This window comes from Streptomyces sp. NPDC060002 (assembly GCF_042737245.1).
In the GTDB taxonomy this organism is placed as follows: domain Bacteria; phylum Actinomycetota; class Actinomycetes; order Streptomycetales; family Streptomycetaceae; genus Streptomyces.
Map to the genome: position 1 here is coordinate 13,478 of NZ_JBHWUW010000053.1, position 21,898 is coordinate 35,375.

Consider the following 21,898-nt stretch of genomic DNA (forward strand, 5'->3'; position numbering starts at 1 on the left):
CATGCCGTCCAGGGGCCTCTTCTTTTGAAGTGCCCTTCAATTCACCTCAGGGGCCTGAATTCGCTCGGCGGCGAGCAGCCGCTCCAGGTGTCTCCGCGAGCTGTCGAGCGTGGCGAGCATCTGCATACGAGCCTGCTCGAAGTTCGCGTTGACCTCGACACCGAGGTCATGTCGCAGCGCCACCCTCAGCAGGTACACGCCATCGGACATTGAACCGCTGAACCATGTCTTCGCCCGCGCGTATGCCCCGTCCAGGTCAGTGCTGCTCGGCAGCTGCTTGACGACCAAGTACCCGACTCCCAGTGCCCTGTTCAGGGTCGAGGCCACTTCCAGAACGTCCTTCGGCAGCGCCATCTGCGCCTGTGCGTACTGGTCGGCCCAAGCGTCCTTTGCGGCGTCTAGGACTGCCGGCTCGCTGCTTTCACCGCGCTCGGCTGCTCGGACGGCGTCTCGGGCGGCGATCCGGTAAGCGCGAGCCGTGGTGTTCAGCAGGGCATACAGATCGCGCTTGGCTTGCAGCGCTTGATCGGTGCGTTCCTCTGCCCGTTCACGATCGGCGCGCTGGTTCTGCTCTGCGGCTTGGGCCCGGCTGGCGCGCTGGCTGAGCACCGCCCCGCCCAGAGTGCCGCCCAGTGTTCCCCCGACGCTGATGAGCGCGACGGCAAGAGTGGTCACGTCCACGCGGTCCCCCAACCCGTCGATTCGACTGTCCAGGGAGCATTCTGCTCGGCGGTAAGGGCATCACCTGCGGGAAAGCCCCAAGATCCCGTCCACGCCTCGTCCACGGACCTCGACATAGAGCCGCTTCGGGCTGCATCTGCCTGCACATACGCCAAGACCCCGTCCTCAGCGAAAGCGCTGGTGGCGGGGTCTTTGGGCACCTGATTCAAGGTGCCCCCGGCAGGATTCGAACCTGCGCACACGGCTCCGGAGGCCGTTGCTCTATCCCCTGAGCTACGGGGGCGTGTCGGTCGTGAGGTGTTGCTCGCGGCGACGGGTAGAACACTACCAGCTCGCTCGGGGTGTTCATGAACGGGTTTCTGCGGGTCCGGGGAGGGGTGTGGGCCGCCCGCACGGGGTGGAAGTGGGGAAAACCCGGACGCGGTGGCCGGTCCCGACCTACTCTCGAGTTGTGCCAGGCGCGTCGGGCCGGGTGCTTGTTGTGGACGACAACAAGGTCATCCGGCAGCTGATCAGGGTCAATCTCGAGCTGGAGGGCATCGAGGTCGTGACCGCGGGCGATGGTGTCGAGTGTCTGGATGTCGTTCATCAGGTGCAGCCCGATCTCGTGACGCTCGATGTCGTCATGCCCCGGTTGGACGGGTTGCGTACCGCCGCTCGGCTGCGTGCCGATCCGCGGACGCGTGATCTCCCCCTGGTCGTCATCAGCGCCTGTACGCAGTACGAGGTCGAGGCCGGTCTTGAGGTCGGTGTCGACGCGTTCCTCGCCAAGCCCTTCGACCCTGCCGAACTCGTCTCCGTGGTAAGAGAGTTGATGGAGCGTAGGGGTGGTCTGGGTCTGGAGAGGGGGCTCGGGGGTGTGCTCGGGGCAGGGGAAGGCGTAGGGGTGGGGAAAGGTGTAGGGCCGGGCGGTGCGGGCTCAGGTGCCGAGTGACACCCTTCTGCAGGCCTGACGCAGGGCCCCGCATCGGTAGGTCGTGAGTCCGTCCTGGTCCGTCCCGGTCCGTTCCGTCCTGTCCACGTCTGTTCCGTGCCTGTTCCATGTCTGTGCGGTCCCAGTGGTTCCGCTGCTGCCCGCACCCTTCGCCCGGCACCACTGCCTGTAACGGTCTGCGCGGCCCGATGCCCGGCGTCCCGCTCCCTCCGCGGTCGGCGTCCCGCCTCTCCGCGGCCCGCGCTCCGCCTCTCCGCGCCCGCGCTCCGCCTCTCCGCGGCCCGCGCCCCGCCCCCTCCGCGGCCAGCGCCCCGCCTCTCCCGGCCCGCGCTCCGCCCCTCCGCAGTCGGCGTCCCGCCCCCAGTGTGGCTGCCGCCACGCCCCCAGTGTGGCTGCCGCCACGCCCCCTCACGCAGTCGGCATCCCGCCCTCCCCGCGCGTCCACATCCCGGACCTCTGGGAAACCGGCTCGCCTGCCCACCCCCCTCCTCCCCTACGCTTGTGCCGTGACTCCCGTCGAGCTCTCCCGTACCGTGCTGCGCGCGGTGCGTCGTGCTGTCGATGACGGGGAGCTGAGTGTGGTCGTGCCGGGGCGGGTCGTGGTCACCGCTCCTGGGCCCGGTGGCTGTGGGGACTACGCGACCAACATCGCCCTCCAGCTCGCGCGGCCGGCCGGGCAGCCGCCGCAGCGGGTCGCCGAGGTTCTCCGGCCGTATCTCCTCGGTGCCGTCGGTGTCAGTGATGTTGTGGTCACCGGGCCGGGGTTTCTCAATATCAGCCTGCACCGGGCAAAGGCGTCGGGCGCGCTCGTGCGGGAGATCCGCAGGAGCGGGGTGAGGTATGGGCACGCCGAGCGTCCTACCGGGCAGCTTGTGCAGCTGCACGCTCCTCATGAGGTACGCGCGGTCGTCGTCATGGACGTCGTCGCCCGGGTGCTGCGTTCGCAGGGCGCCCTCGTCCGTACCAGCTGTGTGGCGCGTCCCGAGCGGGAGTGGGCCGAGGTGCTCGGTGCCGAGGTCGACGCGTACGGCACGCCCGACGCGCCCGCTCCGCTCGAGGTCAACGTGCGGCCCGTCCCCGCCGCCCCGGGCGATCCCGTTCCTCTCGGTCGCGACGCCGGTCGTTGGGCTCTTCTCCACCCGGCCGCTCATGACCGGTCCCGCACGACGGCCGCGTTCCTGTCCCAGCGGGAGGGCAACCCGCTCTTCCGGGTCCGTTACGCGCACGCCCGCATCCGGGCGCTCAGCCGTAACGCCGCCGACCTCGGCTTCGACGCCCACCCCGGAGACGTCCAGGACGCACGTGAACTCGAGATCGCCCTCGCCGGCCATCCCCGCATCCTGGCCGCGGCGGCGGAGCGGCACGCTCCCGACCGGCTCGCCCGGCATCTCCTCGCCGTGGCCGACGCCGTCACCCCTTTCTTCCCCACCGTCCTGCCCCGTGGTGAGGAGAAACCCTCGGCCGCCCACCGTGCCCGGCTCGCGCTTGCCGAAGCCGCCGGGACGGTGCTGGCCGGTGGCCTGTCCCTGCTCGGCATCGACGCACCCGACCATCTCTGAAAGAGCACGCCCACGATGAGCCGTTCCGCCCACCCCGCCGGGCCCCGTCACGCCGACGTCTTTCCGGAGGGGCACTACTCGGCCCCGCCCGCCGATCTCAACGCCCTCCACCCCAAGGTCTGGGCGCACACCGTCACCCGTAACACCGACGGTGCGCTGACGGTGGGCGGTGTCGACGTCACCGCCCTCGCCGAGGAGCACGGCACGCCGGCCTACATCCTCGACGAGGCCGACTTCCGGGAACGGGCCCGTGCCTGGCGTACCGCCTTCGGGGCCGACGCCGACGTCTTCTACGCCGGCAAGGCGTTCCTGTCCCGGGCCGTCGTGCGGTGGCTGCACGAGGAGGGGCTCAACCTCGACGTCTGTTCGGGCGGCGAGCTCACCACCGCCCTCTCCGCCGGCATGCCCGCCGATCGCATCGCCTTCCACGGCAACAACAAGTCCGTCGACGAGATTCACCGCGCCATCGAGGCCGGTGTCGGGCGTATCGTCCTCGACTCCTTCCAGGAGATCGTGCGCGTCGCCCATGTCGCGCAGTCCCTCGGTAAGCGGCAGCGGGTGCAGATCCGTATCACCGTCGGCGTCGAGGCCCATACGCACGAGTTCATCGCCACCGCGCACGAGGACCAGAAGTTCGGGATTCCGCTCGCGGGCGGACAGGCCGCGGAAGCCGTCCGGCGGGCTCTTCAGCTCGACGGGCTCGAACTCATCGGGCTGCACTCCCACATCGGGTCGCAGATCTTCGACATGTCCGGCTTCGAGGTCGCCGCCCACCGGGTCGTCGGACTGCTCAAGGACATCCGGGACGAGCACGGCGTCGAGCTGCCCGAGATCGACCTCGGCGGCGGCCTCGGCATCGCCTACACCAGCGACGACGATCCCCGCGAGCCCCACGAGATCGCCAAGGCGCTCACCGAGATCGTCACCCGTGAGTGTGAGGGCGCCCGCCTCCGCACCCCTCGTATCTCCGTGGAGCCGGGCCGCGCGATCGTCGGTCCGACCGCCTTCACCCTCTACGAGGTCGGCACCATCAAGCCCCTCGACGGGCTGCGTACGTACGTCTCCGTCGACGGCGGCATGTCGGACAACATCCGTACCGCGCTGTACGACGCGGAGTACAGCGTCGCGCTGGTCTCCCGGACCTCCGACGCCGAGCCGATGCTCGCGCGGGTCGTCGGCAAGCACTGCGAGAGCGGCGACATCGTCGTGAAGGACGCGTTCCTGCCCTCCGACCTGGCACCGGGTGACCTGATCGCCGTGCCCGCCACGGGCGCGTACTGCCGGTCCATGGCCAGCAACTACAACCATGTACTGCGGCCGCCCGTGGTCGCCGTGCGCGAGGGGGAGTCGCGGGTCATCGTGCGGCGGGAGACCGAGGAGGATCTGCTGCGGCTCGACGTGGGCTGAGAGCAGGAACGCAACGGCGGAGAGAGCTGCGGAGAGAACGGCAGGGAACTGCAGCAGAAAACCGTAGAGAGAACGGCAGAGAGAACGGCAGGGAGGACGGCAGGGAGGACGGCAGTCGGGACGGTCGGCGGAACGGCCGACTGAAGGGCCGACCGGACGGCTGCCGGAAACTGTCGAGAGCCGCCGATGGACGCCGAACAGCCGTCGACGGAAAAGGGCGGAAGATCTCCTGTCTGCCGCCCCGGTGAAAATGAAATAGATGTCTCACGATCCGGACCAGGGATAGAAACTCCGGTCCGGTGAGTGAGACTGGGTCAACCGGAAACAACCGTAGACGGTATGAGGAAACGAGGTCGGATGATGCGTACGCGTCCGCTGAAGGTGGCGCTGCTGGGCTGTGGAGTGGTCGGCTCAGAGGTGGCGCGCATCATGACGACGCACGCCGACGACCTCGCCGCGAGGATCGGGGCCCCGGTGGAACTGGCCGGTGTGGCCGTTCGGCGCCCCTCCCGGGTCCGTGAGGGCATCGACCCCGCCCTCGTCACCACCGACGCCACCGCCCTCGTCAAGCGCGGCGACATCGACGTCGTCGTCGAGGTCATCGGGGGCATCGAGCCCGCTCGTACGCTCATCACCACCGCCTTCGAGTACGGCGCCTCCGTCGTCTCCGCGAACAAGGCGCTCCTCGCCCAGGACGGCGCCGCGCTGCACGCCGTCGCCGAGGAGCACGGCGAGGACCTCTACTACGAGGCCGCCGTCGCCGGCGCGATCCCGCTGATCCGGCCGCTCCGCGAGTCCCTCGCCGGGGACAAGGTCAACCGCGTGCTCGGGATCGTCAACGGCACCACGAACTTCATCCTCGACAAGATGGGCTCCACCGGCGCCGGGTATCAGGAGGCCCTCGACGAGGCCACCGCCCTGGGATACGCCGAGGCCGACCCCACCGCCGACGTCGAGGCGTTCGACGCCGCCGCCAAGGCGGCCATCCTCGCCGGGATCGCCTTCCACACGCGCGTGCGCCTCGACGACGTCTACCGCGAGGGCATGACCGAGGTGACGGCGGCCGACTTCGCCTCGGCGAGGGAGATGGGCTGCACCATCAAGCTGCTCGCCATCTGTGAGCGGGCCGCGGACGGCGGGTCGGTCACCGCGCGCGTGCACCCCGCGATGATTCCGCTGAGCCACCCGCTGTCCTCCGTGCGCGGCGCCTACAACGCCGTGTTCGTGGAGTCGGACGCGGCCGGGCAGCTCATGTTCTACGGTCCCGGCGCCGGCGGTGCTCCCACCGCCTCCGCCGTGCTCGGCGACCTCGTCGCCGTCTGCCGCAACCGGCTCAGCGGGGCAACGGGGCCCGGCGAGTCGGCGTATGCCGCCCTGCCGGTGTCGCCGATGGGCGACGTCGTCACGCGCTACCACATCAGCCTGGACGTCGCCGACAAACCGGGCGTTCTCGCCCAGGTGGCGACCGTGTTCGCCGAGCACGGGGTGTCCATCGATACGGTTCGCCAGCAGGGTAAGGACGGCGAGGCCTCTCTCGTCGTCGTCACCCACCGCGCCTCCGACGCCTCCCTCACCGGGACCGTCGAGGCGCTGCGCAAGCTCGACACCGTGCGGGGTGTCGCCAGCATCATGCGGGTTGAAGGAGAGTAACCAGCAATGACCCACCAATGGCGCGGAATCATCGAGGAGTACCGGGACCGACTGCCGGTATCCGACAGCACGCCGGTCGTGACGCTCCGTGAGGGCGGCACGCCCCTCGTGCCCGCGCAGGTGCTCTCCGAGCGCACGGGCTGCGAGGTCCACCTCAAGGTGGAGGGCGCCAACCCCACCGGGTCCTTCAAGGACCGCGGCATGACCATGGCCATCACGCGGGCCAAGGAGGAGGGCGCGCAGGCCGTCATCTGCGCCTCCACCGGCAACACCTCCGCCTCCGCCGCCGCCTACGCGGTGCGGGCCGGCATGGTCTCGGCCGTTCTCGTCCCCCAGGGCAAGATCGCGCTCGGCAAGATGGGGCAGGCGCTCATCCACGGCGCGAAGATCCTCCAGGTCGACGGCAACTTCGACGACTGCCTCACGCTCGCCCGTGCGCTGAGCGACAACTACCCGGTGGCGCTGGTCAATTCGGTGAACCCGGTGCGCATCGAAGGCCAGAAGACGGCCGCGTTCGAGATCGTGGACATGCTCGGCGACGCCCCCGACATCCACGTCCTGCCGGTCGGCAACGCGGGCAACATCACCGCGTACTGGAAGGGGTACCAGGAGTACGCCGCCGACAAGATCGCCCTGCGGACCCCCCGTATGTGGGGATTCCAGGCGTCGGGCAGCGCCCCGATCGTGCGCGGCGAGGTCGTCAAGGACCCGTCGACCATCGCCACCGCGATCCGCATCGGCAACCCGGCCTCCTGGAAGTTCGCGCTGGCCGCGCAGGAGGAGTCCGGCGGCTTCATCGACGAGGTGACGGACCGTGAGATCCTGCGCGCCTACCGGCTGTTGGCCGCGCAGGAGGGCGTCTTCGTGGAGCCCGCGTCCGCCGCGTCCGTGGCCGGTCTGCTGAAGGCCGCCGAGCAGGGCAAGGTGGACCCGGGGCAGAAGATCGTGTGCACCGTCACCGGCAACGGTCTGAAGGACCCCGACTGGGCCGTCGCCGGCGCCCCGCAGCCCGTCACCGTCCCGGTCGACGCGGTGACGGCGGCCGAGCGCCTCGGTCTCGCGTAAGCGGCCGGCACGTCGCGTCGCCCGTGAGTCGCCCGTGAGTCGCCGAAGCACTTGTGGGCGACTCGCGGGCAGCCGGAAAGCGGCTCGCAGGGGGCTTTCCCGCGCAGGGGTGCACAAAGGGCTTGCGACACGCATCGTGCGCCGCCCGTGCGCCCTATGTCGCCACAGAACCATCCTTCGATAGGCTGTACTGAATCCGCCCGCCGCATATGCCGCAGTGCCGCGTTCGTCACCGTGTCGTAGCCGCGTCGTCGCCGCGGACTCCAGGGTTCCCCGTACAGGTCTCCCGTACATATCGAATGTCATTCGACAGTCCCGCAGCTCAAGGAGAGTCATCGCGAGATGGCCGGTCCCGCCTTCCGTGCCGCCCCCGTCCGGGTGCGCGTCCCCGCCACCAGCGCCAACCTCGGCCCGGGCTTCGACGCCTTCGGCCTCGCGCTGGGACTCTACGACGACGTCGTCGTCCGGGTGGCCGACTCCGGGCTGCACATCGACATCGCGGGGGAGGGCAGCGAGACGCTTCCGCGTGACGAGAAGCATCTCCTCGTCCGCTCCCTGCGCACCGCCTTCGACGTCCTGGGCGGCCAGCCGCGCGGGCTGGAGATCGTCTGCGCCAACCGCATCCCGCACGGTCGCGGCCTCGGCTCCTCCTCCGCCGCGATCTGCGCCGGTATCGTCGCCGCGCGCGCGGTGACCATAGGCGGCGAGAGCAAGCTCGACGACGCGGCGCTGCTCGAACTCGCCACCGAGATCGAGGGTCACCCGGACAACGTGGCGGCCTGTCTGCTGGGCGGGTTCACCCTGTCCTGGATGGAGTCGGGCGCCGCGCGGGCGATCAGGATGGAGCCCGCCGATTCCATCGTTCCGGTGGTTTTCGTGCCCGGGAAGCCGGTTCTCACCGAGACCGCCCGCGGTCTGCTCCCGCGCTCCGTTCCGCACGTCGACGCCGCGGCCAACGCGGGCCGGGCCGCACTGCTCGTCGAGGCACTCACCCGGCGCCCCGAACTGCTGCTGCCCGCCACCGAGGACCGTCTGCACCAGGAGTACCGCGCACCGGCCATGCCCGACAGCGCGGCACTGGTGGAACGGCTGCGCGCCGACGGCATTCCCGCCGTCATCTCCGGTGCCGGGCCCACCGTGATGGCGCTGGCCGACGCGGGCACGGCCGACAAGATCGAGGCCTCGGCCGGCGCGGACTGGGCCGCGAACCGCCTGGCCCTGGACCTGAAGGGCGCGTGCGTACTGCCGCTCACGCCCGCTGGTGACAGCCACTCCGGCGACATTTAAGCGCACGGTTGCCGGATTTCGAGAGGGGGAATGTTTGTTGGATCCGGTAGTGTTAACCTCAAGTCTGCACCCGACCCCACCATGGCGAGGTGCTTCGTGTCCCCCTCCGGGACAGACATTCTTCCGGGAGCTCCCCAAGCCGCACTGCGTTCCGTACGTCGTACCTGGGCAGTACGCAGTACAGCGACGCTGAGTGGTCCACAGGGCACGCTCCGGAATCGGTGCGACCACGCCGCGTGACACTGGGTGTCACGGCTTGTCGCGGTAGCGCCATCACCAGCAAATACTCTTCCGCCGCTTTGGCGGACCACCGCCCCGGCTTCGCCACAGCAAGGACCGAAGTCGGACAGCACAAACGGTCGCCGAGCCAGACAGGCCGACGTCCGCTCCAGGGAAGGACCCTTCGTGAGCGACACCACCGATCTGATGGGCGCGCGTGTCGAGGAGACCGCTGCCGCGCCCGCCACGGACGCCTCCGCGCCTGCCACCGGTGCCGGCTCCCGGCGGCGCCGCGGTACCGGCCTCGAGGGCATGGTGCTGGCCGAGCTTCAGCAGGTCGCATCCGGCCTCGGCATCAGGGGCACGGCGCGTATGCGCAAGAGCCAGCTGATCGAGGTCATCAAGGAGGCGCAGGCGGGAGGCGGATCAGCCGCTCCCAAGGCCGCGACGACCCCCGCAGGGGACGCCGCCGAGACCAAGCCCAAGCGCCGCGCCACCTCGAAGGCGCGCACCGGCGACGAGGCCGCCGAGAAGAAGGCGGACACCGCCAAGGCCGAGGCCCCCGCCGAGAAGGCCGTGGCCCAGCAGCAGATCGAGATCCCCGGCCAGCCGGCCAGCAACGACGCGCCCACCGAGCGCCGTCGCCGCCGTGCCACCGCCGACGCGGGCAGCCCGGAGACGGTCGTCGCCGAGGCGAAGGCCGCCCCGAAGGCCGAGACGCCCGCCCCGGCGCAGACCGAGGCCCAGGCGCAGCCGCAGGGCGACGCCGACGGTGGCGAGGGCCGCCGCCGCGACCGCCGTGAGCGCGGCCGCGACCGCGGTGAGCGTGGCGACCGCGGTGAGCGTGGCGACCGCGGTGACCGTCGCAAGGGCGACGACCAGCAGGGCGGCGGGCAGCAGGGCGGCGGCCAGCAGCAGCGGGGTGGCCAGCAGCAGGGCCAGCAGCAGAGCGGTGGCCGTCAGGACCGTCAGGACCGTCAGCAGCGCGACAACGGCCCGCAGGACGACGACGAGTTCGGCGATGGCCGGCGTGGCCGTCGCGGCCGTTACCGCGACCGCCGCGGCCGTCGTGGGCGTGACGAGATCGGCGCCGCCGAGCCGCAGGTCGCCGACGACGACGTCCTGATCCCCGTCGCGGGCATCCTGGACATCCTCGACAACTACGCCTTCATCCGTACGTCGGGCTACCTGCCGGGCCCCAACGACGTGTACGTGTCGCTGGCCCAGGTCCGCAAGAACGGCCTGCGCAAGGGCGACCACGTCACCGGTGCGGTACGTCAGCCCAAGGACGGCGAGCGCCGCGAGAAGTTCAACGCGCTGGTCCGTCTGGACTCCACCAACGGCATGGCGCCCGATTCCGGGCGCGGGCGACCGGAGTTCAACAAGCTGACCCCGCTCTACCCGCAGGACCGCCTCCGTCTGGAGACGGACCCGGGTGTGCTGACGACCCGCATCATCGACCTCGTGTCGCCGATCGGAAAGGGCCAGCGCGGTCTGATCGTGGCCCCGCCGAAGACCGGCAAGACCATGATCATGCAGGCGGTCGCCAACGCGATCACGCACAACAACCCCGAGTGCCACCTGATGGTCGTCCTGGTGGACGAGCGTCCGGAAGAGGTCACCGACATGCAGCGGTCGGTCAAGGGCGAGGTCATCTCCTCGACCTTCGACCGCCCGGCCGAGGACCACACCACGGTCGCCGAGCTCGCCATCGAGCGCGCCAAGCGTCTGGTGGAGCTGGGCCACGACGTCGTCGTGCTGCTCGACTCGATCACGCGTCTGGGCCGTGCGTACAACCTCGCCGCCCCGGCCTCCGGCCGCATCCTGTCCGGTGGTGTCGACTCGACCGCCCTGTACCCGCCGAAGCGCTTCTTCGGTGCGGCCCGCAACATCGAGGACGGCGGCTCGCTGACCATCCTCGCCACCGCTCTGGTGGACACCGGGTCCCGCATGGACGAGGTGATCTTCGAGGAGTTCAAGGGCACCGGCAACATGGAGCTCAAGCTCGACCGGAAGCTCGCCGACAAGCGCATCTTCCCCGCGGTGGACGTCGACGCGTCCGGTACCCGTAAGGAAGAGATCCTGCTCGGCAACGATGAGTTGGCCGTCACCTGGAAGCTCCGCCGGGTGCTGCACGCGCTCGACCAGCAGCAGGCGATCGAGCTGCTCCTCGACAAGATGAAGCAGACGAAGTCGAACGGCGAGTTCCTGATGCAGATTCAGAAGACGACGCCGTCGACGGGCAACAACGACTGACGTCCGACGTCTGACGTGGTTTCGCCGAACACCGACTGAGGGCCGCCCCCCGTGCAGGGGGCGGCCCTCAGTCGTGCCGTGCAGCGGGATACGATCTCGCCCTTCACACATTCTTCAGATCGAACTTCTTCGAACTTCTTGATCCCTAGGGGGGACACAAGTGGGTACACCCACGTCAGGGAGCGGTCGGCACAGACGCCGGATACGGATCGCGCTGCCCGTCGCCGCGGCCGGACTTGCCGCCGCCGTCGCCGGAGCGCTGTTCCTGTCCTCGGCGCAGGCCGCCGAGGCGCCGCCGTCGCCGGCTCACGGTACGACGCTGTCGACCGAGCGACTCGAGAAGCTCGCCGCCGTGGCCGTCGCCGGTGACGACATCCCGGGCGAGACCGCCAAGGCGTCCCTGAGCGCGAGCGGCAGCGCCACCAAGGTCGACCCGAAGATCATCGGTGGGACGACTACGACCATCACCAACGCGCCGTGGATGGCCCAGCTCTGGTACGGAGACGACCGGGGCACCACCACGACCAGCGACGACATCGGCTTCTTCTGCGGCGGCTCGGTCATCTCGCCGACGAAGATCCTCACCGCCGCGCACTGCGTCAAGGGCTACAACTGGAACGCCCACGGCTTCGTCGTCACGGGCAGCACGCAGCTGCTGGGCGACGACGGCGACCTGCACGGCGGTACCGCCACCGGCGTCTGGCGCCAGTGGAACCACTGGTCGTACAGCGACACGACCCTCGACAACGACATCGCCGTGCTGACCCTGCCGAACCCGGTCAAGGCCACGCCGATCCGGATGACGAGCAACACGGACAGCGCCTCGTACGCGACCGGCACCCAGGCCACGCTGTACGGCTGGGGCCGCACCACCTCCACCACGCAGGACATCTCCGAGACGCTGAAGACGGCCGTGCTGCCGATCCAGTCGAACGCCACCTGCAGCGGCTACTACGGAGCCGAGTACCTCAAGGGCCACATGGTGTGCGCGGGCACGCCCGCCACCGGCAGCGACACGGGCACCACCACCGCCTGCAACGGCGACTCCGGCGGCCCGCTGATCGTGAACAACCGGATCGTGGGCGTCGTCTCCTGGGGCGTGAAGGACTGCGTCGAGAGCGGCGCGTACAGCGTCTTCAGCAAGGTCTCCACGTACGCCGCCAGCGCCTACCCGCGCGTCGACGACACCAACCTCAGCGGTGACCACCTCGCCGACCTGTGGGCGCGCAACTCGTCCACCAAGACCGGCTACGAGCTGGACTCCAAGGGCACCTCGCTCGCCTCCCGCGAGTCGTGGGGCACCTGGAGCGGATTCAACCTCGTCCTGCAGAGCGACCTGGACCGCGACGGTTACCAGGACCTGATCCTGCGCCGCGCCTCGGACGGCGACGTCTTCTGGAAGCACTACGTGGCCTCCAGCGAGACCTGGGCGACCAAGCTCATCGGCGACAACTGGAAGACCCGCACCCAGATCGTCACCCCCGGCGACGTCACGGGCGACTACCTTGCGGACCTCATCGCCGTCGACTCGGCCGGCGCGATGTGGGTCTACCCGGGCAAGGGCAACGGCACCTTCGCCGCGCCCGTCAAGAACGGCACCGGCTGGAACGCGTACAACGTCGTGCGCGGCCACGGAGACTTCAGCTTCGACGGCAAGACGGACCTGATCGCCCGTGACAAGGCCACCGGCGCGCTCTACCTGTACAAGGGCAACGGCACCGCCACGAGCGCCTTCGCGGCCCGCATCAAGGTCGCCACCTGGAGCAACACGACGTACAACGTCATCGCCGCCGTCGGAGACGTCAACGGCGACGGTCTGGCCGACCTGCTGGCCCGCACCCCGGCAGGCACCCTGTACCTGTACAAGGGCACCGGAAAGGCCACCAGTGCGATCTTTGCCACAAGGGTCTCACTCGGGACGTCTTTCAAGCAGTACGACCTGTTCGGCTGAGTCCGGCCGAACTCGCAGGTGAGCCGGGGTAGACCCCGCCCACCCGTGTCACGCAGCGTGCCCGGTCCACCGCGGACCGGGCACGACGCGTTGTGCAACCCTGTCCCGAGTTTCCCCGTCTGACCTGGCGGAGTGACGATGGTGAGGTCGCACGAGAACAGAGGAGCACATGGCCGCCGAGAGCACGCCGGAGCCCGGAACCCCGGGTGAGGCCGGCACAACGAGCGGGGCGACCGGCAGCGACGGTCCGCGCCACCGCAGACAGCGTGGCCGCCGTAAGGGGGTGCTGATCGCCGCGTGGACCGCCGCGGGCGTCCTCGTGCTGGGCGGCACCGGCGTCGGCTACCTCTACTTCAAGCTCAACGGCAACATCAAGAGCGTCGACATCGACCAGGTCCTGGGGACCGACCGGCCCACCAAGGTCGACAACGGCTCCGAGAACATCCTCGTGCTCGGCTCGGACACCCGCTCCGGCACCAACAAGAAGCTCGGCGGCGGCACGGACGACGGCAGCGCCCGCTCCGACACCGCGATGGTCATCCACGTGTACGAGGGCCACAAGAAGGCCAGCGTGGTCTCCATACCGCGCGACACGCTCATAGACCGGCCCGCCTGCACCGACACGGGCGGTGTCACGCACGACGCGGCGTCCGACGTGATGTTCAACTCGGCGTACTCGACGGGTGGCGCGGCCTGCGCCGTGAAGACGGTCGAGTCGATCAGCGGCATCCGTATGGACCACTACCTGGAAGTCGACTTCTCCGGCTTCGAGACGCTCATCGACGAACTCGGCGGCGTCGAGGTCACCACGACCAAGGCCATCGACGACCCCGACAGCCACCTGAACCTCAAGGCCGGCACGCACACGCTCACCGGCGAGCAGGCCCTCGGTCTGGTCCGCACCCGGCACGGCGTCGGCGACGGCTCCGACCTCGGCCGCATCCAGCTCCAGCAGGCCTTCATCAAGGCCCTGGTCAACCAGGTCAAGCACGTCGGCCTGTTCACCAGCGGCACCAAGCTGTACGACCTCGCCAACACCGCGACCAAGGCCGTCACGGCCGACTCCCGGCTCGGCTCGCTGAACTCCCTGATGTCCTTCGCGAACGGACTCAAGGGCATCAGCGCCGCCAACATGAACATGGTCACGATGCCGGTCCGGTACGACCCGTCCAACCTCAACCGCGTCGTCGTCGCCGAGGCGAAGGCGAAGCAGGTCTGGACGGCCCTGAAGAACGACCGGGCCATCCCGAAGGCGGCCACCGAGGGCACCGCCACGGGCGAGGCGGCGGGGGTCGTGACGTCGTCCTGAGGGGCTCGTCGGGGCCCTGGGGAATAGATCCCCCCGCCCCCCGGTTTTGGGGGATGCGCCCAGTCCTGGCAGACTGGTACGTCGGCTCCGGTTCACGTTTGTCGTATCCCGCGGCAGCGACCCGGCGCCCTCCCGAAACTAGGAGACACCTTGAAGCGCGACATCCACCCCGAGTACGTCGAGACGCAGGTCAGCTGCACCTGTGGCGCCTCGTTCATCACCCGTAGCACGATCGAGAGCGGTTCCATCCGCGCCGACGTCTGCTCCGAGTGCCACCCGTTCTACACGGGCAAGCAGAAGATCCTCGACACCGGTGGCCGTGTGGCCCGCTTCGAGGCCCGCTTCGGCAAGGCTCCCGCCGGCTCCAAGTAGCGAGCCCCTTTTCGCCGGTCCACGGCCGTGTCCCTGCCCAGGGGCACGCCGGGACCGGCGTTTTTGGTCGCCCGCCCTTCCCCCACGCACGTCATTCAGGAGCGCATCATGTTCGAGGCCGTCGAGGAGCTGCTCGGAGAGCACGCCGACCTGGAGAAGAAGCTCGCCGACCCGTCGGTCCACGCCGACCAGGCCAACGCGCGCAAGCTGAACAAGCGCTACGCCGAGCTGACCCCGATCGTCGGCACGTACCGCTCCTGGAAGCAGACCGGTGACGACGTGGAGACGGCGCGCGAGTTCGCCTCCGCCGACCCGGACTTCGCCGCCGAGGTCAAGGTGCTGGAGAAGCAGCGCGAGGAGCTGACGGAGAAGCTGCGGCTGCTGCTCGTGCCGCGGGACCCGTCCGACGACAAGGACGTCATCCTCGAGATCAAGGCGGGCGCGGGCGGCGACGAGTCGGCCCTGTTCGCCGGCGACCTGCTGCGCATGTACCTCCGGTACGCCGAGCGCGTCGGCTGGAAGACCGAGATCATCGACGCGACCGAGTCCGAGCTGGGCGGCTACAAGGACGTCCAGGTCGCGGTGAAGACCAAGGGCGGCCAGGGGGCCACCGAGCCCGGGCAGGGCGTCTGGGCGCGGATGAAGTACGAAGGCGGCGTGCACCGGGTGCAGCGGGTGCCGGCGACCGAGTCCCAGGGGCGGATCCACACCTCCGCCGCCGGCGTGCTCGTGACGCCCGAGGCCGAGGAGGTCGACGTCGAGATCAACGCGAACGACCTCCGCATCGACGTCTACCGGTCCTCCGGGCCCGGCGGGCAGTCGGTGAACACCACCGACTCCGCCGTGCGCATCACGCACATTCCCACCGGAGTCGTCGCCTCCTGCCAGAACGAGAAGAGCCAGTTGCAGAACAAGGAGCAGGCGATGCGTATCCTGCGCTCCAGGCTGCTCGCAGCGGCGCAGGAGGAAGCGGAGCGGGAGGCCGCCGACGCCCGCCGCAGCCAGGTCCGCACCGTCGACCGCTCCGAGAAGATCCGCACGTACAACTTCCCGGAGAACCGCATTTCGGACCACCGCGTCGGCTTCAAGTCGTACAACCTGGACCAGGTCCTGGACGGCGACCTCGACGCGGTGATCCAGGCCTGCGTCGACGCGGACTCGGCCGCCAAGCTCGCAGCCGCGTAAGCGTTGTAGGACGTACGCACGACGAGTACGACACGGAGGACTTGCGTGAACCTGCTGCTCGCAGAGGTGGCCCAGGCCACCCAGCGGCTGGCCGACGCCGGCGTGCCCTCGCCGCGCAACGACGCGGAGGAGCTCGCCGCGTTCGTGCACGGCGTGAAACGCGGTGAACTCCACTCCGTGAAGGACTCCGACTTCGACGCCCGTTACTGGGAGACCATCGCCCGGCGGGAGCAGCGCGAGCCGCTCCAGCACATCACCGGGCGGGCCTTCTTCCGGTATCTGGAGCTCCAGGTCGGCCCCGGCGTCTTCGTCCCGCGCCCCGAGACCGAGTCGGTGGTCGGCTGGGCCATAGACGCGGTACGCGCCATGGACGTCGTCGAGCCCCGCATCGTCGACCTGTGCACCGGCAGCGGCGCCATCGCGCTCGCTCTCGCCCAGGAGGTGCCGCGCTCGCGTGTGCACGCCGTGGAGCTGTCCGAGGACGCCCTGCGCTGGACGCGCAAGAACATGGAGGGGTCCAGGGTCGACCTGCGTCAGGGAGACGCCCTGGACGCCTTCCGCGACCTCGACGGCCAGGTCGACCTGGTCATCTCCAACCCCCCGTACATCCCGCTCACCGAATGGGAGTACGTGGCGCCCGAGGCGCGCGACTACGACCCCGAACTCGCCCTGTTCTCGGGGGAGGACGGCCTCGACCTGATCCGCGGCATCGAACGCACCGCGCACCGGCTGCTGCGTCCCGGCGGTGTCGTCGTCATCGAGCACGCCGACACCCAGGGCGGCCAGGTCCCGTGGATCTTCACCGAGGAGCGGGGCTGGGCCGACGCGGCCGACCACCCCGACCTCAACAAGCGCCCGCGCTTCGCGACCGCCCGTAGGGCGACGCCGTGAGCGCCCCCCGCACCTTCGACCCGCAGCAGTACGTGTACGAGGAGGCCCGCTAGATGGCACGGCGATACGACACCAACGACGCGACCGACCGTGTGACCGGTCTGCGCGAGGCCGCGTCCGCCGTCCGCCGTGGCGAGCTCGTGGTCCTCCCGACCGACACGGTGTACGGCATCGGCGCCGACGCGTTCTCCTCGGAGGCCGTCGCCGATCTCCTCCAGGCCAAGGGCCGGGGCCGCAACATGCCCACCCCTGTCCTCATCGGCTCCCCGAACACGCTGCACGGGCTCGTCACGGACTTCTCCGAGATGGCCTGGGAGCTGGTCGACGCGTTCTGGCCGGGCGCGCTGACGCTCGTGGCCAAGCACCAGCCGTCCCTCCAGTGGGACCTGGGCGACACCCGCGGCACGGTCGCCGTCCGTATGCCGCTGCACCCGGTCGCCATCGAGCTGCTGACGGAGGTCGGCCCGATGGCGGTGTCGTCGGCGAACCTGACCGGGCACCCCGCGCCGGAGAACTGTGACTACGCCCAGGAGATGCTCGGCGACTCCGTCTCCGTCTACCTCGACGGCGGCCCGACCCCCGGCAACGTGCCCTCCTCGATCGTCGACGTCAGCCGAGAGGTGCCGCTGCTGCTGCGCGCGGGCGCGATCTCCGCGGACGAGCTGCGGAAGGTCGTACCCGACCTCGAGGTGGCGAATTGACAGCCCCTGACGCGGGGCGTGGCATAGGCAACGGGGACCGTGCCGCGGAACAGACGACGACGTTCGGGTTTCCGCGCGACAGCTTCCGCATCCTCCACGTCAGCACCGGCAACGTCTGCCGCTCGCCGATCACCGAGCGGCTGACCCGGCATTTCGTGTCGCAGCGGCTCGGGGTGCTGGGCCGCGGGCTGATCGTGGAGAGCGCGGGCACCTGGGGTCATGAGGGCGCGTCCATGGAGGCCAACGCGGAGACCGTGCTGGCCGACTTCGGCGCGGACGCCACCGGGTTCACCGGCCGCGAGCTCCTCGACGAACACGTCATCATGGCCGACCTGGTCCTGACGGCGACCCGCGACCACCGCGCCCAGGTCATCTCCATGGGCCACTCGGCGGGCCTGCGCACCTTCACCCTCAAGGAGTTCACCCGCCTGGTGAACGCCATCGACCCGGCCACCCTCCCGCCGCTGGACGAAGGCGTGGTGATGCGCGCCCGTGCCCTGGTCCGCGCGGCGGCGGCGCTACGCGGGTGGCTCCTCGCCCCGACACTCGAGGCGGACGAGGTCTACGACCCGTACGGAGCGCCCCTGCCGTTCTTCCGCTCGATCGGCGACGAGATACACCAGGCCCTGGACCCGGTCGTGACCGCGCTGACGGGTGTCCCCGCGCGCGCTTGACGCCGGCCCGCCGCCCGCGAGGCCTGCCGGGACGGAGCGGTGCGAGGGGCGCGTCAGGGAGGGGACCGCACCCGGTCCCGGACCCGGCCGGCACGGCGTTCACCGGCGTCCCCGCGAGGATGTGGCGACCGCGCGCGCCCCAGACCCCGGGCCTACATTGGACGTACGTCACCGTCGACGTCCGGAGCGCACCATGTCGGTCACCCATGTTCCCGAGGCCGATGTCCTGCGCCGGCAGGACCCCGAGCTGGCCGAGATCCTGCTCGGGGAACGGGAGCGGCAGGCGTCGACGCTCCAGCTGATCGCCGCCGAGAACTTCACCTCGCCCGCCGTGCTGGCCGCCCTCGGCTCGCCGCTCGCCAACAAGTACGCGGAGGGTTATCCGGGGGCCCGGCATCACGGCGGCTGCGAGATCGTGGACCTCGCCGAGCGGATCGCAGTGGACCGCGCCAGGACGCTGTTCGGCGCCGAACACGCCAACGTGCAGGCCCACTCGGGCTCTTCCGCGATGCTGGCCGCCTACGCCGCCCTGCTCCGGCCCGGTGACACCGTCCTGGCCCTGGGGCTGCTCGACGGCGGCCATCTCACGCACGGCTCGCCGGCGAACTTCTCCGGCCGCTGGTTCGACTTCATCCCCTACGGGGTGGACGCGGAGACCGGGCTCGTCGACCACGAGCAGGTCCGTACGCTGGCTCGGGGGCACCGGCCCAAGGCGATCGTGTGCGGGTCCACCGCCTACCCGCGCCACCTCGACTACGCCTTCTTCCGCGAGGTCGCCGACGAGACGGGCGCCTTTCTGATCGCCGACGCAGCGCATCCCATCGGGCTCGTCGCCGGGGGAGCGGCGCCCAGTCCGGTGCCCTACGCCGACATCGTCTGCGCCACCACGCACAAGGTGCTGCGTGGGCCGCGTGGCGGGATGCTCCTGTGCGGCGGTGGACTCGCCGAGCGGGTGGACCGGGCGGTCTTCCCGTTCACGCAGGGCGGCGCCCAGATGCACACCATCGCCGCGAAGGCGGTCGCGTTCGGCGAGGCGGCGACCCCGGCGTTCTCCGTGTACGCCCATCAGGTGGTCGCCAATGCGAGGGTTCTCGCGGCGGCCCTGGCGGGGGAGGGGCTGACCGTCACGACCGGCGGGACCGACACCCACCTCATCACCGTCGACCCGGCGCCGCTCGGTGTCGACGGGCGCACCGCGCGCGGGCTGCTCGCGGCCGCCGGGATGGTGCTGGACTGCTGCGCCCTCCCGCATGTGCGGGACGCCGATGTCACCGCCGCGCACGCCCGTGGCCTGCGTCTGGGCACCGCGGCGCTGACCACGCAAGGCATGCGCGAGGAGGACATGACACGGGTCGCGGCACTGCTGGCGGGAGTGTTGCGGGACGAGGTCGAGAGCAGGAAGGCCCGCGACGAGGTGCGCGAGCTGGCCCTGGCGTTTCCGCCGTATCCGGCCGAACCGGGGTAGGCGCATCACGTGCCCACCCCCGTGCGCACCCCCCGTGCGTCCTTGTGCACAGCCTCACGTGAAACCATCGTCACTACCCGGTAGTCCTCACACATATGCGCCGTGCGGTGGTCGATCGCTAGGGTGTGGGACTGAGATGGCCGGCGAGACCTGTGGGGAAGCCCGTGCGTGAATACCTGCTGACGCTCTGCATCACGGCCGCGGTGACGTATCTGCTGACAGGGCCGGTACGGAAGTTCGCGATCGTGGCCGGAGCGATGCCGGAGATCAGGGCCCGTGACGTGCACCGGGAACCCACTCCGCGGCTCGGCGGGATCGCCATGTTCTTCGGCCTGTGCGCCGGACTGCTGGTCGCCGATCATCTGACCAACCTCAACGAGGTCTTCGAGAAGTCGAACGAACCGCGCGCCCTGCTCTCAGGGGCCGCGCTGATCTGGCTGATCGGCGTCCTGGACGACAAGTTCGAGATCGACGCCCTGATCAAGCTGGGCGGCCAGATGATCGCCGCCGGCGTCATGGTCATGCAGGGTCTGACCATCCTGTGGCTGCCGGTGCCGCTGGTCGGCACGGTTGCCCTGACCCAGTGGCAGGGCACCCTGCTGACGGTCGCGCTGGTGGTCATCACGATCAACGCGGTCAACTTCGTGGACGGCCTCGACGGTCTGGCGGCGGGCATGGTGTGCATCGCCTCGGCGGCGTTCTTCATGTACGCCTACCGCATCTGGTACTCGTACGGCATCGAGGCCGCCGCCCCGGCGACGCTGTTCGCGGCGATCCTGATGGGCATGTGCCTGGGCTTCCTGCCGCACAACATGCACCCCGCGCGGATCTTCATGGGCGACTCCGGCTCGATGCTGATCGGGCTGGTGCTGGCGGCGGGCGCGATCTCCGTGACGGGGCAGGTCGACCCGGACATCATGCGGCTGTTCTCCGGCTCGGAGCGCAACGCGGTGCACCAGATGGTGCCGGTCTACATCCCGCTGCTGATGCCGTTGACGATCATCGCGATCCCGGCCGCCGACCTGATCCTGGCGATCGTGCGCCGCACCTGGCGCGGTCAGTCGCCGTTCGCCGCGGACCGAGGGCACCTGCACCACCGGTTGCTGGAGATCGGGCACTCGCACAGCCGCGCGGTGCTGATCATGTACTTCTGGTCGGCGCTGATCGCCTTCGGCGCGCTCACCTACTCCGTCAACGCGGCTTCCATGTGGATCGTCCTCGGTGTCGTGATCCTCAGCGCGATCGGTCTGGCGCTGCTGCTGCTGCCGCGCTTCCGGCCGCGCACCCCGCGCTGGGCCGAGGCCTTCGTGCCGCCGCGTTACCGGCGCCGGGGCGGCCTGCAGGCCGGGGCTCAGGAGGCCGGGGAGTCCGCGGCACAGGAGCCCGCGGCGCCCGCCGGGCAGTACGGGCCGGTCGGCCCCGGGCAGCCCGCCGCCGTCGACGGGCAGAGCCCCGTCACGGTGGGGGTGGCGGGGGCGAACGGGGCCACCGCGGTCGGTGGCCGGGGCAGCTCCAAGGTAAGAATCTGACTAGAGCATTGCCAAGTCGTGGGAGAACCTGTGGTGGGCAAAGCATCCCAATACCAGACAAGCTCCCCTGGTTCCTGCACAGACGTGCACTGTCACTCTCATGTGTGACAGCGAGCACACCCGCCAGGTAAAGACCTCATCAAATAGTTTGTGATACGGTTCACGAGAACCCCCGGAGAGAGCCGAAGGACCGCACTACGACGGTTCATTGGAGTGAGGCGGCGTGAGGTCTCTCGCCCCTCGGGCCGGGACTACGCTCGTCCATGACGACGCCCTGCCCCCTTGAATGCGGAGTTGCCGCCATGCAGTCCAACGACGTACGAACACTCCTGCACTGTGCCCTGCCCACCGCGACCGCGGGTGTGGCGGGAGTCGCGGTGAGTGCCGCCGTTGCCGGCGGCAAGGGAGCGCTCGGCGCCGTCTTCGGTGCGGTTCTCGTCCTGCTGTTCATGGGCGGCGGTCTGGTGGTGCTGCTGCGCACCGCGCGCCAGCTTCCCCATCTGTTCCAGTCGATGGGGCTGTTGCTCTACACCACCCAGATCCTGTTGCTGATGATCGTGCTGATCACGTTCAAGGGGACCTCGGCCTTCAACCCGAAATGCTTTGCCTTCACGCTGCTGGGGGCCACCCTGGTGTGGATCGCCGCCCAGGTGGTCTCGCACATGAAGGCCAAGGTCCTCTACGTCGAGCCGGATTCCGCTCGGGCGTCGTCGTGACCTGTAGGGCCGGTGTAAGGGGACTTCCGCTCTTTTGCTATGGTCTC

The 21,898-nt window shown here is 69.8% G+C and carries 18 protein-coding genes and 1 tRNA gene; 17 read left to right on the top strand and 2 right to left on the bottom strand.

The annotated features are described in order from the left end of the window. Positions 1-36: 36 nt before the first annotated feature. Both ACFWBD_RS33290 and ACFWBD_RS33295 read right to left on the bottom strand, forming a co-directional pair. On the bottom strand, positions 37-675 hold the full coding sequence (locus ACFWBD_RS33290) for a hypothetical protein (RefSeq protein WP_385675139.1): 639 nt from the start codon (positions 673-675) through the stop codon (positions 37-39). A 217-nt stretch (positions 676-892) separates the two neighbouring features. Next, positions 893-964, bottom strand: a tRNA-Arg gene (locus ACFWBD_RS33295). Between the two features lie 120 nt (positions 965-1,084). Between ACFWBD_RS33295 and ACFWBD_RS33300 the strand changes: the two genes are divergently transcribed. The 17 genes from ACFWBD_RS33300 to ACFWBD_RS33380 all read left to right on the top strand — a co-directional run bounded on the left by ACFWBD_RS33300 (position 1,085) and on the right by ACFWBD_RS33380 (position 21,851). Beyond that, positions 1,085-1,615, top strand: a complete 531-nt coding sequence (locus ACFWBD_RS33300; protein WP_385675219.1) for a response regulator — start codon at positions 1,085-1,087, stop codon at positions 1,613-1,615. 506 nt (positions 1,616-2,121) lie between these two features. Next, positions 2,122-3,174 carry an ArgS-related anticodon-binding protein NrtL gene (gene nrtL / locus ACFWBD_RS33305; protein WP_385675142.1) on the top strand — a complete coding sequence of 351 codons (1,053 nt, stop codon included), beginning with the start codon at positions 2,122-2,124 and terminating at the stop codon, positions 3,172-3,174. Positions 3,175-3,189: 15 nt separating this feature from the next. After that, positions 3,190-4,581 (top strand): diaminopimelate decarboxylase, encoded by a 1,392-nt coding sequence (gene lysA, locus ACFWBD_RS33310; protein WP_385675145.1) that lies wholly within the window; start codon positions 3,190-3,192, stop codon positions 4,579-4,581. Positions 4,582-4,938: 357 nt separating this feature from the next. Beyond that, positions 4,939-6,231: a homoserine dehydrogenase gene (locus ACFWBD_RS33315; protein ID WP_385675148.1), complete on the top strand. Its 1,293-nt coding sequence runs from the start codon at positions 4,939-4,941 to the stop codon at positions 6,229-6,231. A 6-nt stretch (positions 6,232-6,237) separates the two neighbouring features. Continuing rightward, positions 6,238-7,296, top strand: coding sequence for a threonine synthase (thrC, locus tag ACFWBD_RS33320; RefSeq protein WP_351760786.1), 1,059 nt, complete (start codon positions 6,238-6,240; stop codon positions 7,294-7,296). 342 nt (positions 7,297-7,638) lie between these two features. After that, positions 7,639-8,583 carry a homoserine kinase gene (thrB, locus tag ACFWBD_RS33325; RefSeq protein WP_385675152.1) on the top strand — a complete coding sequence of 315 codons (945 nt, stop codon included), beginning with the start codon at positions 7,639-7,641 and terminating at the stop codon, positions 8,581-8,583. A gap of 405 nt (positions 8,584-8,988) precedes the next feature. Next, complete coding sequence (gene rho / locus ACFWBD_RS33330) at positions 8,989-11,058, top strand: transcription termination factor Rho (protein ID WP_385675155.1); 2,070 nt, start codon at positions 8,989-8,991, stop codon at positions 11,056-11,058. A 160-nt stretch (positions 11,059-11,218) separates the two neighbouring features. Then, positions 11,219-13,009 (top strand): trypsin-like serine protease, encoded by a 1,791-nt coding sequence (locus ACFWBD_RS33335; RefSeq protein WP_385675158.1) that lies wholly within the window; start codon positions 11,219-11,221, stop codon positions 13,007-13,009. A 169-nt stretch (positions 13,010-13,178) separates the two neighbouring features. Next, positions 13,179-14,318, top strand: coding sequence for an LCP family protein (locus tag ACFWBD_RS33340; protein WP_385675161.1), 1,140 nt, complete (start codon positions 13,179-13,181; stop codon positions 14,316-14,318). A gap of 150 nt (positions 14,319-14,468) precedes the next feature. Further along, positions 14,469-14,690: a 50S ribosomal protein L31 gene (gene rpmE, locus ACFWBD_RS33345; protein WP_385675164.1), complete on the top strand. Its 222-nt coding sequence runs from the start codon at positions 14,469-14,471 to the stop codon at positions 14,688-14,690. A 108-nt stretch (positions 14,691-14,798) separates the two neighbouring features. Further along, entirely contained in the window at positions 14,799-15,875 is a 1,077-nt protein-coding gene (prfA, locus tag ACFWBD_RS33350) for a peptide chain release factor 1 (RefSeq protein WP_355704134.1), read from the top strand. Between the two features lie 45 nt (positions 15,876-15,920). After that, positions 15,921-16,766 carry a peptide chain release factor N(5)-glutamine methyltransferase gene (prmC, locus tag ACFWBD_RS33355; RefSeq protein WP_310433515.1) on the top strand — a complete coding sequence of 282 codons (846 nt, stop codon included), beginning with the start codon at positions 15,921-15,923 and terminating at the stop codon, positions 16,764-16,766. Between the two features lie 53 nt (positions 16,767-16,819). Continuing rightward, a complete protein-coding gene (locus ACFWBD_RS33360) occupies positions 16,820-17,467 on the top strand; it encodes an L-threonylcarbamoyladenylate synthase (RefSeq protein ID WP_355704135.1) in 648 nt (215 codons plus the stop codon). Next, on the top strand, positions 17,464-18,141 hold the full coding sequence (locus tag ACFWBD_RS33365) for a protein-tyrosine-phosphatase (RefSeq protein ID WP_351760763.1): 678 nt from the start codon (positions 17,464-17,466) through the stop codon (positions 18,139-18,141). The genes ACFWBD_RS33360 and ACFWBD_RS33365 overlap by 4 nt, the downstream gene beginning before the upstream one ends. Before the next feature lie 193 nt (positions 18,142-18,334). Continuing rightward, complete coding sequence (gene glyA, locus ACFWBD_RS33370; RefSeq protein ID WP_385675168.1) at positions 18,335-19,606, top strand: serine hydroxymethyltransferase; 1,272 nt, start codon at positions 18,335-18,337, stop codon at positions 19,604-19,606. Positions 19,607-19,770: 164 nt separating this feature from the next. Then, a complete protein-coding gene (locus tag ACFWBD_RS33375) occupies positions 19,771-21,135 on the top strand; it encodes an MraY family glycosyltransferase (RefSeq protein WP_385675171.1) in 1,365 nt (454 codons plus the stop codon). A gap of 302 nt (positions 21,136-21,437) precedes the next feature. Continuing rightward, positions 21,438-21,851, top strand: a complete 414-nt coding sequence (locus ACFWBD_RS33380) for a hypothetical protein (protein WP_385675174.1) — start codon at positions 21,438-21,440, stop codon at positions 21,849-21,851. The last annotated feature ends 47 nt before the right edge of the window (positions 21,852-21,898 follow it).